This window comes from Chromobacterium sp. HL1, from assembly GCF_057418835.1.
Genome location: NZ_CP162399.1, coordinates 5,020,333 through 5,032,182, shown reverse-complemented (window position 1 = coordinate 5,032,182; position 11,850 = coordinate 5,020,333). Strand labels below are relative to the sequence as shown.

At 66.7% G+C, this 11,850-nt stretch carries 10 protein-coding genes; 7 read left to right on the top strand and 3 right to left on the bottom strand.

Annotated elements, in window-relative coordinates:
* Position 1 precedes the first annotated feature (1 nt).
* Both AB1Z25_RS23050 and AB1Z25_RS23045 read right to left on the bottom strand, forming a co-directional pair.
* On the bottom strand, positions 2–1,126 hold the full coding sequence (locus AB1Z25_RS23050) for a LuxE/PaaK family acyltransferase (protein WP_486636247.1): 1,125 nt from the start codon (positions 1,124–1,126) through the stop codon (positions 2–4).
* Between the two features lie 29 nt (positions 1,127–1,155).
* Positions 1,156–2,346 carry an MFS transporter gene (locus AB1Z25_RS23045; protein WP_486636246.1) on the bottom strand — a complete coding sequence of 397 codons (1,191 nt, stop codon included), beginning with the start codon at positions 2,344–2,346 and terminating at the stop codon, positions 1,156–1,158.
* 567 nt (positions 2,347–2,913) lie between these two features.
* Between AB1Z25_RS23045 and AB1Z25_RS23040 the strand changes: the two genes are divergently transcribed.
* From AB1Z25_RS23040 to AB1Z25_RS23015, 6 genes are all read left to right on the top strand, one after another.
* Positions 2,914–3,399, top strand: a complete 486-nt coding sequence (locus tag AB1Z25_RS23040) for a putative pterin-binding protein (protein WP_107801495.1) — start codon at positions 2,914–2,916, stop codon at positions 3,397–3,399.
* A 570-nt stretch (positions 3,400–3,969) separates the two neighbouring features.
* A complete protein-coding gene (locus tag AB1Z25_RS23035; protein WP_486636245.1) occupies positions 3,970–6,042 on the top strand; it encodes a M60 family metallopeptidase in 2,073 nt (690 codons plus the stop codon).
* A 230-nt stretch (positions 6,043–6,272) separates the two neighbouring features.
* Positions 6,273–7,229, top strand: coding sequence for a choline ABC transporter substrate-binding protein (gene choX, locus AB1Z25_RS23030; protein ID WP_486636244.1), 957 nt, complete (start codon positions 6,273–6,275; stop codon positions 7,227–7,229).
* Positions 7,226–8,128 (top strand): 3-dehydrocarnitine:acetyl-CoA trimethylamine transferase CdhC, encoded by a 903-nt coding sequence (gene cdhC / locus AB1Z25_RS23025; protein ID WP_107801498.1) that lies wholly within the window; start codon positions 7,226–7,228, stop codon positions 8,126–8,128. Before choX ends, cdhC begins: the two co-directional genes overlap by 4 nt.
* A 1-nt stretch (position 8,129) precedes the next feature.
* On the top strand, positions 8,130–9,092 hold the full coding sequence (locus tag AB1Z25_RS23020; protein ID WP_486636243.1) for an L-carnitine dehydrogenase: 963 nt from the start codon (positions 8,130–8,132) through the stop codon (positions 9,090–9,092).
* The gene (locus AB1Z25_RS23015; RefSeq protein WP_486636242.1) at positions 9,085–9,555 is read left to right on the top strand and encodes a thioesterase family protein; all 471 of its coding nucleotides are present in this window, start codon (positions 9,085–9,087) and stop codon (positions 9,553–9,555) included. The genes AB1Z25_RS23020 and AB1Z25_RS23015 overlap by 8 nt, the downstream gene beginning before the upstream one ends.
* A gap of 8 nt (positions 9,556–9,563) precedes the next feature.
* Here the strand turns inward: AB1Z25_RS23015 and AB1Z25_RS23010 are convergent, their stop codons facing one another.
* Complete coding sequence (locus AB1Z25_RS23010; protein WP_486636241.1) at positions 9,564–10,499, bottom strand: GlxA family transcriptional regulator; 936 nt, start codon at positions 10,497–10,499, stop codon at positions 9,564–9,566.
* Between the two features lie 327 nt (positions 10,500–10,826).
* On the opposite strand from AB1Z25_RS23010, the gene AB1Z25_RS23005 reads away from it, so the two are divergent.
* Positions 10,827–11,552, top strand: coding sequence for a substrate-binding periplasmic protein (locus tag AB1Z25_RS23005; RefSeq protein WP_227106043.1), 726 nt, complete (start codon positions 10,827–10,829; stop codon positions 11,550–11,552).
* Positions 11,553–11,850 lie beyond the last annotated feature (298 nt).

Sequence of the window (11,850 nt, the reverse complement as noted above, 5' to 3'; positions counted from 1 at the left end):
ATCAGGATTCCTTGATCAATTCGGAGGCGGCCACCGCGCAGCTGCGGCTCTTGCTGGTGCCGGCGCGGCCCAGCAGTTCGAACCAGTCGGTGGCCAGGCCGCAGCCGCAGCTCTCGGCCGGATGCAGCACGGCCAGATCGCCCATCACGATGCTGTGGGCCGGGCTGGAGGTGATGTAGGGCGACAGCAGGTTGAGGAAGCCGGCCGCGCCGTAAGGCTGCGGCCGCAGGCTGGCGGTGTCGCGGATCACGGCGCGGGCGTAGCTGGGCAGGTGGAAGCGGTGGCGTTCGCATTCCACGTAAGGCACCGGGTGCTCCACCGCGCCGTAGCCGTCGCGGCAGCGCGCGTCCGGAATGCCCAGTTGCTCGCCCAGCCGCCGGTACAGCTCGGCCTTGGGGATGGCGCGGTCGGCGTGGGTTTTCCAGCCGCCGCCCAGGAACACCAGCGATTCCGGGTGCAGTTGCAGCGGCGGCAGGCCCAGTTCCCGCATCCGTTCCAGCGCGAACCACAGGAAGGCGGGGAAGCCCAGCATGCGCACCGGCAAGCCTTGTTCGGCGAAGTCCTGCAAGGCGCGGATCACGCCGAAGGGGTCGAACTCATTGCCGTGGCCGTTGTGGCGCAAGGCGTAACAGGCCTGGTTCACCGGCGCGTACTTGCACAGGAATTGGTCGGTGTAGGCGGTGCCCAGGGTGATGGCGCCGGCCGGCTCGTAGCTGAGCAGCAGGTAGTTGCACGGCTGTTGCGGCGTGTCCCAGCCGTAATGCCGGAAGATGCGGTCCACCATGCTTTGCGCCGCGCCCAGGCTGCGCGCGTCGTAACGCATGCGACTTTTCTGGCCGGTGGTGCCGGAGGAGGTCAGCTCCAGCGCGTCCTGGCCGGCGGCGCTCACCACCAGTTGGCGCTTGAAGTAGTTGGCGAACAGCGGCGGCAGCCGCGACCAATCGTCCAGACCGTCCAGCGCGGCGGCGTCCAGGCCGTTGGCCTGCAGCCAATGGCGGTAGCCGGGCGTGTGTTCACAGTGGTAATGGCTCAGCTCGCGCATGGCGGCGTCGAACAGGCAGTCGCCGTCGGCATCGGCGCGATAAGGGTGTTCCAGCGCGCACAGCGCGTCGACATGGTTCAGCATGGTGGAGCTCCGGGAATGAGGAAGGGGATTCAAGCCGCTTGCAGCGCGTAAGCGCGCTGCTTGAGCAAGCGCCACAGCGGCCAGGCCGCCAGGCCGGCGCCCAGCGCGGCCCAGCCGGCGAAGGCTTGCAGGCCGGTGCCTGCGCCCAGCCAGGCCAGCGCGCTGCAACCCAGGCCGAGCAAGGCGGTGGAGATCATGCCCAGCATCGCCGCCACCGCGCCCTTGCCGCTGTCGCTGGCGTAGAGGGTGAAGCGGTACAGGGTGGCGTGGCCCAGGCCCAGGCCGAAGGCGTACAGCGTCAGGCCCGCCGCCAGCGCCGGCAGCGCGCCGCTGGACCAGGTCAGCGCCAGCATCGCCGCCAGGCCGCCGAACAAGGGCAGCAGCGCCAGCCGCAGCACCCGCTCCAGCTCCAGGCGCGCCGCCAGCCGGTTCAAGGTCAGATTGCCGGCGATCAGGCCGCCGAACACCGGCAGCTGCCACAGGCCGTATTCAATGCCGGACAGGCCCAGGCCGCGCATCAGCAGCAAGGGCGACAGGCCGATCCAGCCCACCAGCGGAATGGACAGCAGGCCCAGCGCCACGCTGCCCTGCATGAAGGGGGCGTTGCGCAGCAGTGCCGCGTACTGGCGCGCGCTGCGGCCCAGGCGCAGCGGGCTTGCCGCCAGCCGGCTGCCGTCGCGACGCTCCGCGCCCAGGGTTTCCGGCATCCAGCGCCACAGGCCGACGGCCACCAGCGCCGCCAGCGCGCCGATCAGCGCGAACAGGCCGCGCCAGGGCAGCAGGCCCAGCAACAAGCTGCCCAGCAGCGGGCCGACCAGCGGCGACAGCAGCGCGATATTGGCCAGCAAGGCCATCAGGCGCACCGCGTCTTTTTCCGGAAACGCTTCTTGCAGCGCCGGATAGCTGACCACCATCACGAAGCCCAGCGACAGGCCCTGGATGAAGCGCAGCAGATTGAACAGCTCGATGTCGCGGCTGCCGACGGCGGCGAGACAGGCTAGGGCGAAGCCGACGGCGCCGGCCACCAGCAGCGGTTTGCGGCCGTAACGGTCTGACAATGGGCCAATCAGCCATTGCAGGGCCACCCCGCCCAGCAGATAGGCGTTGAGCGCGGTGGGCACGTGGCGGGCGTCGGCGTTCAAGTCTGCGACGACTTGCAACATGGCCGGCATCACCATATCGCTGCCGATATACGTCAGCAGTTCAAAAGCGGCCAGCAATAGGCAAAAGCCTAACGCCCGGCCCCGGGAAATAGGCAGCAGGGATTGAATTGAGTTTTGACTCATAAAATATCTAGGTAATTTAATGGCGGCCCTATAAAAAACACGGACCATTTAAAACCGACAATAAAAAACGACGCGGAAAAGTGAACTGCGCGGCATTTGTTTCGGTGATCAAGCAGCGCCGAAGAATGACATCGGCGTACTTAGAAGGGGCGAGATTATAGACAGGCTTGCGAATTGAATTGACTGCCCTATTGGACAGTTATCCTAGAGTAAATATATTAATATCCAAGTTTGGCGACGGATATTTATACAAATAAACCATAACATAAAATAATATGCAAATGGCAAGTCAATTAATATTTGGAGGAACGATTCCAATCAAAACCACCAATGGATTTAATGATGATTTTCCAAATCAGAATTTAAACCGCGTCGCCTCATGCCAGCGGCCAGCCCGCAAAGAGCTCGTTTCCATTGCTTTGCAACAAGCATGACAATGGATTCCCATGGTTAAAATGTCATCTTCACTGACATCCCCCATGCCTTCAGGAGCCCATCCCCATGAGATCCGTCCTGCCCTTTGCCGCCTTCCTGTCCATGTTCTGCGCCGCGCTTGCGCTGGCCGGCGCGCCGCCGGCGCTGGTGGTCACCGGCCAGATCAAGGTGTCCAATCAGACCCGCGCCGGCGAATACCACTTCAGCAAGGCCGATCTGGAGCGCCTGCAGCAGCGCACCATCCAGACCAAGACCACCTGGACGCCGAAGTCGGCCTTTACCGGCCCCACGCTCTCCGCCATTCTGCGCGCCGTGGGCGCGACCGGGCGGCCGGTGGAAGTGGTCACAGAAGACCAGTACAAGGTGGTGATTCCGCCCGGCGACCAAAGCCGCTATCAGCCCATCCTGGCGCTGCGCATCAATGGCCGGCCGCTGGAGGAGATGGGCTTCAGCCAGTGGATGATGTATCCGCTCAACGACTTCCGCGAACTGCAAACCGCCGACATCGACGCCAAGCTGGCCTGGCGGGTGAAGGCGCTGGTGGTGCGTTGAGCGCGGCGTAGCGCTTAGAGCCTGTTCACGATCTCGCGAGCAAGAGCGAGACAAGGCAAAAACGAGCGAAAAAGCGGAATGTACGAGGGGTACATGAGCATTTTGAGCTTGTTTTTAACGCCGTATCGCCGCAGCGCAGCAGATCGTGAACAGGTTCTTAGACCCGCTAACAAAACCCCTGATGCTGCGTTGCGCCGACTTGCCGTACTCAAGTACTGTCTGCGTCGGCGCGCCTTGCCTCAGCCGTAAAACTGAGTTTTGTTAGCGGCTCTTAAGCCGCTAGCCAAGCGCTGATGCCGCGTTGCGCCGATTGGCCTCAGCCGCGAGAGCGGTTTTTATGAGCCGCTTTTAGCCGAATTCTCGACTAAAAATGTCAATGCTCTGAATAAATCCAGTTAGTCCCAAGTAAATATTTACCTGAATAAAATAAGAACTTTGGAATAAGAAGCGGACTCCAGTGGGTAGGCTCCCGCCCTTCATGCCGGCGGGAGCCAGGGCGCAACCCGCAACTGGACAGGCCGTGCCCTGCGCCCGCAGCAGTCCGGCATGGCCTGATGGAATAAGAGAAATATGCACGCATTTAAGCTCAGTTCCTGTCTGTGGCTTGGCGCCGCAATGGCCGCCAGCCTGCCCTCTCTGTCCGCCTTCGCCGGCGCGCCGCGCCAGCTGACGCTGGAACAGCGCGGCGATCCGGGGGAATGGCTGCTGGCGCACCGCCGCGGCTTCCTCACCCATCCCACCCAGTCCACCGGCTATTGGGCCCGCAAGGGCGAAGCGCTGAGCGTCAATATCGCCTATCAGGGCACGCCGCCCAATCTGCCCCCGGAGCTGTGGCTGGTGCCTATCGCCAACGCCAACAGCGCCATGCCGTCCAATCAGGTGGTCCAGCTGCGCCCCGGCCTCAATCAGATCACCGCGCAGAACGACGGCGTGATCTATTTCGCGCCGCGCAGCCAGCCCGGCAGCGGCAAGATCGTGGCCACGCTGCAAAGCGGCGGCCGCGAAATACCGCGTTTCGTGCTGGGTCAGCACAGCAGCGCGGACTGGAACGCCATGCTGAACCGCCTGTCGGCCGAGCCCTACGCGGAGCTGGTGGGCAAGCGCATGATCGTGACCATGCCGCTGCCCATCCTGCGCCAGCAAGTGGACGATCCGGCCGCCGCCATGACGCTGTGGGATCGCATCGTCACCCTGGCCGAGGAACAATACGGCCTGGCCGCCGGCAACCCCTACCCGCACGCGGCAACGCCGTTCCAATACCAGTTCGTCACCAAGCCGGACAGCAGCGGCGGCTATATGTCGGCCAGCAATTACTGGCTGGGCACCAATGTCGGCGGCGCCGGCTCGGTGGCCAACTCCAAATTGCTGCAGCAGGACGGTTGGGGCCCCTGGCATGAGCTGGGTCATCACTACCAGATGCCGGCGATGACCTGGAACGACCAGACCGAGGTGACGGTGAACCTGACCTCGCTCTATGTGCAGCGCGCCTTGGGCCAGCGTTCGCGGCTGGAAACCGGCGGCAAATGGGACCTGGTGCGCCAGCACCTGAACCAGGCGCAGCCGTCTTACGAGGCGCAAACGGACTTGTTCGTGCGCGCGGCGATGTTCTGGCAGCTGGACCTGGCTTTCGGCAAGGATTTCTACAGCCGGCTGGGACAGCGCTACCGCAGCATGCCCTTCGCCGAGCTGCCCGCCAGCGACGAGGACAAGCGCCAGCGCTTCATCATCGAAACCAGCCGCGTCGCCGGCCAGAATCTGACCCCGTTCTTCGACAAATGGGGCTTGAAGGCCAACTCGAGCACCCGGCAAACCGTGAGCAGCCTGCCCGTCCTGTCGCAGCCGATCTGGCTGAACCGCGACGAAAACCTGCTCTATCGCTATCCGCTGGAACAGCAGGGCCTGGCCGGACGCGTGTCGCTGCCGGCCGCTGTCAACGCCGGCGGCACGTTCAACGTGGAGGCACGGGTCGTCAACGCCGGCGGCAAGACCCTGCGTTACCAGTGGCAGGTGCCGACCGGTTTCGGCGGATCCCCCGGTAATGGCGCGACGGCGACGCTGACCGCGCCCCCTCAGGCGCTGCAAGGCGCGTACGCGCCGATACGCGTCACCGTCAGCGACGGCGTCACCCAGATGACGCTGGGCAGCGCCATCCAACTGCGCCGCCCCGGCGCGCAAGGCTACGACGCGATGATTCTGGCCGCCTACAACAAGGGCGCGCTGCAAAAATGGAGCGAGAGCCGCGCGGGCACGCCGGGCGACGTCTACGTCTACGACAACCCCTACCGCAACACCCGCGACTACTTCCAGCTGAAAACCGCCAGCTACGGCTATTTCCCGACCGAAGGCGGCAGCAACGCCGGCTGGCAGTTCCTGGACAGCTATAACGGCGCCCCGCTGTCCGCCACCCAGTCCTACGATCTGGCGATATTGACCGCGCAGCGCAAGAGCCGCCTGAACAGCTGGAGCGACAGCCGAACCGGCACGGTGGGGGACGTCTATGTCTACGACAACCCCTATCGCTCCACGCGCGACTACTTCGTGCTGAAGAACGCGAACTACGGCTACTTTCCCACCACCGGCGTCAGCAACAGCAATTGGACCTTCGTCGGCTCCTATGACGGCAGCCAGTACCTGACCCCGTAAACCCGGGTTCCGCAACCGGCGCCGGCCTCCCTCGTCGAGGCCGGCCCGGTCGCCCGGGTGACGGCATTGGTCGCTCCCGTGCGCTACTATTCGGCGCCGCCCGCCTAGATTGGTCCTTGCGCTCCGGCTCCCTCCGAGTCCGCGGCGTCGACATGGCCACGGCCATGCCTTCCAACTCAGCGGCCCGGCGCTGCCCGTCGGCGACGGAACCGCTTGCGGGAGAAGCCGACATGAAACTCTCCACCCCCTGGCTGGCGCTGCTGTGCGGCGCGCTGGCCGCTCAGGCCTGGGCCGCGGAGCCGGGAAGCTGTCGCAAGATACGCTTCGCCGACATCGGCTGGACCGATATCGCGGCCACCACCGGCCTGGCCTCCGCCGTGCTGCAAGGCTTGGGCTACCAGCCCAGCACCCAGCTCGCCTCGGAGCCCATCGCCTTCACCGGGCTCAAGAACCAGCAGATCGACGTGTATCTGGGCTACTGGGTGCCGTCGCAAACGCCGGCCATCACGCCCTTTCTACAGGCCAAGGCGCTGCAAGTGCTGCCCGAGCCCAATCTGAGCGGCGCCAAATACACGCTGGCGGTGCCCAGCCAGCTTGCGGAGCAGGGCCTGCGCACCTTCGCCGACATCGCGCGCTTTCGCAAACAGCTGGACGGCAAGATCTACGGCATAGAATCCGGCAGCCAGGGCAACGCCATCATCAAGCGGATGATCGCCAACAACGATTTCGGCCTGAAAGGCTTCACCCTGGTGGAGTCCAGCGAAAGCGGCATGCTGGCCGCGGTATCCCGCGCCATCCGGCAAAAACGCATGGTGGTGTTCCTCGCCTGGGAGCCGCATCCGATGAACTACCTGATGCGGCTAAGCTATCTGGCCGGCGGCGACCAGGTCTTCGGCGCCGAATACGGCGGCTCCAAGGTCTATACCGTGGTGGCCAACGGCTTCATGCAGCGCTGTCCCAACGCCGGGAAGCTGATCAGTCAGCTGCGCTTCAGCCTGGACATGGAAAACCAGGTGATGAACGCCATCCTCAAGCGGGTCCCGCCCGCGCGCGCCGCGCGCCAATGGCTGCAAGCCAACCCTCAGCCGCTGGAACGCTGGCTGGACGGCGTCTCCTCCTTTGACGGCAAACCCGGCCTGCCCGCAGTCCAGGCCTATCTGCGCCAAGGCGAAGGGAACGGGCCATGAACCGGGACATCGTGCTGAGCTGCGCCGTCACCGGCGCCGGCGACACCGTGGGCAAGCACCCGGCGATACCGGTCACGCCCAAGCAGATCGCCGCCGCCGCGGTGGAGGCGGCCCGCGCCGGCGCCACCGTGGTGCACTGCCATGTGCGCGACCCGCTCACCGGCAAGGGCAGCCGCGAGCCGGCGCTGTATCGGGAGCTGGTGGACCGCATCCGCGCGTCCGGCGTGGACATGATTCTGAACCTGACCGCCGGAATGGGCGGCGACGTGGAGATCGGCCCCGGCGAGCGGCCGCTGCCGCTGGGGCCGGGCACGGACCTGGTCGGCGGCCTGGAGCGCCTGCTGCACGTGGAGGAACTGCGCCCGGAAATCTGCACCCTGGACTGCGGCACGCTCAACTTCGGCGACGGCGACTTCCTCTACGTGGCCACGCCCGGGCAGCTGCGCGACGGCGCGCGGCGCATTCAGCAACTGGGCGTCAAGCCGGAGCTGGAAGTGTTCGACACCGGCCACCTGCGCTTCGCCAAACAATTATTGAGCGAGGGGCTGCTGGACGCGCCGCCGCTGTTCCAGCTCTGCCTGGGCATCCCCTGGGGCGCGCCGGCCGACACCACCACGATGAAGGCCATGGTGGACAGCCTGCCGCCGGGCGCGCAGTGGGCGGCCTTCGGCATCGGCCGGCTGCAAATGCCCATGGTGGCGCAAGCGGCCTTGCTGGGCGGCCATGTCCGGGTGGGGCTGGAAGACAATCTGTATCTGGCCAAAGGGGTGTACGCCAGCAACGGCGCGCTGGTGGAACAGGCGCGGCGATTGCTGGACCTGATGGGCGCGCGGGTGCTGACGCCGGCGGAAGGCCGGATCCGCCTGGGCCTGCCGCCGCGTGGCGTAAAAGGAGATTGAGATGCACCGTACCGACATCGCCACCCTGGGCCTGCTGGGCGCCGGCGTCATCGGCGGCGGCTGGGCCTGCCGCGCGCTGGCGGCCGGCCGCGACGTGCTGACCTGGGACCCCGCGCCGCAGGCCGAAGCGCGTCTGCGCGCCCAAGTGGAGCGCGCCTGGCCGGCGCTGGAACGCCGCGGCCTGGCCGCCGGCGCCGCGCCCGAGCGGCTGCGCTTCGTCTCCCGGCTGGAAGACTGCGCCGCCGCCGCCGACTTCATCCAGGAAAGCGCGCCGGAAACGCTGGCGCTGAAACGGGAGCTGCATCGCCGCGCCGACGCGGCCGCGCCGGAGACGGTCATCATCGCCTCTTCCACCTCCGGCCTGCTGCCTTCCGAGTTTTACCAGGATGTCCGCCGTCCGGCGCGCTGCGTGGTGGGCCACCCCTTCAATCCGGTCTATCTGCTGCCGCTGGTCGAGGTGCTGGGCGGGCGCGACACCGCGCCGCAGGCGCTGGACGCCGCCGAGCGCGTCTATACGGCGCTGGGCATGCGGCCGCTGCGCGTGCGTCACGAGGTGCCCGGCTTCATCGCCGACCGGCTGCTGGAGGCCCTGTGGCGGGAAGCGCTGCACCTGGTCAACGACGGCGTGGCCACCACCGGCGAAATCGACGACGCCATCCGCTTCGGCGCCGGCCTGCGCTGGGCCTTCATGGGCACCTTCCAGACTTACGCCCTGGCCGGCGGCGAAGCCGGCATGCGCCACTTTCTGAGCCAGTTCGGCCCGGCGCTGCAACTGCCCTGGACCCGGCTGCCGGCCCCGGACTTGAGCGAGGCGCTGATAGACCGGGTGGTGGACGGTTGCGCGCGCCAGCTGGGCCAACGCTCCATCGCCGATCTGGAACGCTATCGCGACGACTGCCTGATTGGAATCATGGAAGCGGTGGCGGCCGCCAAGCGCAAGCATGGGCTGGCCGCGCATGAATAAGCGCCTCGTCCTGCTCCGCGCGCAAACGCGGCCGGAATGGCTGGACTACAACGGTCATGTCCGCGACGCCTATTACCTGCTGGTGTTCAGCCACGCGGTGGACGCGCTGATGGAGCGCATCGGCATGGACGCCGCGGCGCGCGAGCGCGGCGGCCACACCCTGTACACGGCGGAGCTGCATCTGCGCTATCTGCGCGAAATCCGCCAACAAGCCGAGCTGAGGGTGGAGGGGCGGCTGCTGGAGCACGACGCCAAGCGGCTGCGGCTCTATCTGAGCCTGCATCGCGACGAGGAGGCCGACGCCGCGGCCGGCTGCGAGCTGATGCTGCTCAATGTGGACCCCGGGCTGGGCCGGAGCACGCCGTTCTCCGCGCCGGTGCGGCACAGCCTGGACGCGCTGTCGCGGCGGCAAGCCGGCCTGCCCTGGCCCGAGGATTGCGGCCGCCGCATCGAGATGCGCTGAGAAGCGGCTCACGCCTCGCGCCGCTCCGTCCCCGGCGCGCAGCCGAAGCGGCGACGATAAGCGCGCGCGAAGTAGCTGGCGGACTCGAAGCCGCACGCCGCGCTGACCTGGGTGACGTTGAGCCCGCTCTGGCGCAGCAAGCGCCGGCCGTGTTCCAGGCGCAGGCCCAGATAAAAGACATTAGGCGCCGCGCCCAACTGGGCGCGGAACAAGCGTTGCAGCTGGCGCGCCGTCACCCCCGCCCCGGCCGCCAGGGCCGCGCTGTCCAGCGGCGCGTCCATATGTTTTTCCATCAGGGTCAGGGCCTGGATCAGCTTGCGGCTGTGCACGCCGTAACGCGCGCCCAGTTCCAGCCGTTGATGATCGCTCTGGGCGCGGATGCGCCCCAGCACGAATTGCTCCGAAACCTGCACCGCCAGATCATGGCCATGGCTGCGCGCCATCAGGGCCAGCATCATGTCGATGGAGGCGGTGCCGCCGGCGGAACTGATGCGCCGCGGCCCCAGTTCGTAAAGCTCCTGCGTGGCATTGAGCAAGGGATAGCGCTCGCGGAACGCCGGCAGCGCCTCCCAGTGCAGGGTCAGCCGCTGCTGCCGGAACAGTCCGGCCTCGGCCAGGATGAAACAGCCGGTGTCGATGCCGCCCAGCACCCGGCCGGCGGCGTCCTGAGCGCGCAGCCAGGCCAGCAGGCCGGCGCCGCCGTGGCGCAGCGGATGAAAGCCGGCCACCACCAGCACCGCGTCGGCCGCCTCCGACTCGCCCCAGGCGCCATGCGCCGCCAAGGACATGCCGTTGCTGGCGACCACCGGCCGGCCATCGGCGCTCAGCAGCCGCCAGCGATAGGCGCCGCCGTGAAAGCGGTTGGCCACGCGCAAGGGCTCGGTGGCCGCCAGCAAACCCAGCATGGAAAACTCGGGCAGCAGCACAAAGCTGAAATCCCGCATGCTCAGCCCTTGTCCGCGGCAATGATGAAACCCATGGCGCGCCTTCGTTAAACATGTTTACAATCAACAGCCTACCGTTCATCCACTGAAAACGGCAAGCCGACGCGCGGCGATCCACGCCGGTCCGCGCCGCGCCAGCCAATGGGACAGGTTGCCGATGCGGACATTTCCAATACCATATTGTTTCCATGGTTTTTTTCGGAACGGTGAATTTTTCCGCCCGCGCCGCGCCAGGCCGTCCGATAATGACCCACTGGCCGCAGTCGGCAGCGCGGGGCCGCCGACGCCCGTTCGCACCTGTTCATCATTGTGAAACTCAAGTCTCTTTTGGCTCTGGTCTGCCTGCTGGCAGGCATGCAGTGCGCGGCGGCGGAGCCGACACTGGTCTTCGCCTACAATCTGTTCCCGCCCTGGAAGACCATGGACGCCCATGGCGTGCCGCAAGGCCCGTACACCGAGCTGATGCGGGAGGTGGCCAGGCGCGCTAAGCTGCGGCTGGTCTTCCTGCCCTGCCCGCTGGCGCGCTGCCTCCAATACCTGCGCCAGGGCAAGGCCGATGTGGTGATCGGCGTGAAGAACACCGCCTCCCGCCGCGAATTCATCGACTTCATCGAACCCGCCTTCGCCAGCGGCAGCCGGCTGGCCCTGTACCAGCGCGCCGACGACCCGCGGCCGCTGCGCAGCTATCGTCAGCTCTATCCCTTTTTGATCGGCGTGGTGGAAGGCGTCCGCTATCAGGACGAGTTCGACGGCGATCTGCGCCTGCGGCGCGAGCCGGCCCCGTCGCTGGACTCCAACTTCCGCAAGCTCAAGGCCGGCCGCATCGACGCCTTGATCGCCGACGAGCGCCAAACCGCCGAGCTGGCCGCCGAAGCCGAATTCCGCCAGCACGTGAGACGCGCGCCGCTGCTGCTGTATTCGCCGGAGCCGCGCCGCATCGGCCTGTCTCCGCGCTCCCCGTACAAGCGCCGCATCTCGCTGGCGATGCGCTCCATGCTGCAGGACGGCACCGTGGCGCGGCTGCTGGCGGAAGCCCAGCGGCCGGCCTCCTAGCCGGCCCCGCCGTCGCGCGCGCGCAACAGCCGGCGCGCGCCGCCGCGGCCGCGCGCGCCGGCTGGCAACTGGCGCTTGTCGCAGCTTTACAAGCCGCGCCATCAACGCTAGTGTCCTGCATAAGCCTTGCCGGCAGCATATGCGCGTCGACCGGCCGCACCCGCCTCCGCGCCTTGTTCCGCCTGCCCGCCAACGGCCGCTTCGCCGTCTTTCTTCCGCATTCCCGCTCCAACAGCCGCTGACTGGCCTCTGTCTGATTCACGTCACATCGCTGCTGTAGGGTTTTGCTAGCATCCGG

Excerpts from the sequence above, each read along its gene's own strand:
- choX (WP_486636244.1), top strand. The coding sequence starts at position 6,273 with ATGAAACTCTCCACCCCCTGGCTGGCGCTGCTGTGCGGCGCGCTGGCC.
- AB1Z25_RS23050 (WP_486636247.1), bottom strand. The coding sequence starts at position 1,126 with ATGCTGAACCATGTCGACGCGCTGTGCGCGCTGGAACACCCTTATCGC.
- AB1Z25_RS23010 (WP_486636241.1), bottom strand. The coding sequence starts at position 10,499 with ATGCGGGATTTCAGCTTTGTGCTGCTGCCCGAGTTTTCCATGCTGGGT.
- AB1Z25_RS23015 (WP_486636242.1), top strand. The coding sequence starts at position 9,085 with ATGAATAAGCGCCTCGTCCTGCTCCGCGCGCAAACGCGGCCGGAATGG.
- AB1Z25_RS23040 (WP_107801495.1), top strand. The coding sequence starts at position 2,914 with ATGAGATCCGTCCTGCCCTTTGCCGCCTTCCTGTCCATGTTCTGCGCC.
- cdhC (WP_107801498.1), top strand. The coding sequence starts at position 7,226 with ATGAACCGGGACATCGTGCTGAGCTGCGCCGTCACCGGCGCCGGCGAC.
- AB1Z25_RS23020 (WP_486636243.1), top strand. The coding sequence starts at position 8,130 with ATGCACCGTACCGACATCGCCACCCTGGGCCTGCTGGGCGCCGGCGTC.
- AB1Z25_RS23035 (WP_486636245.1), top strand. The coding sequence starts at position 3,970 with ATGCACGCATTTAAGCTCAGTTCCTGTCTGTGGCTTGGCGCCGCAATG.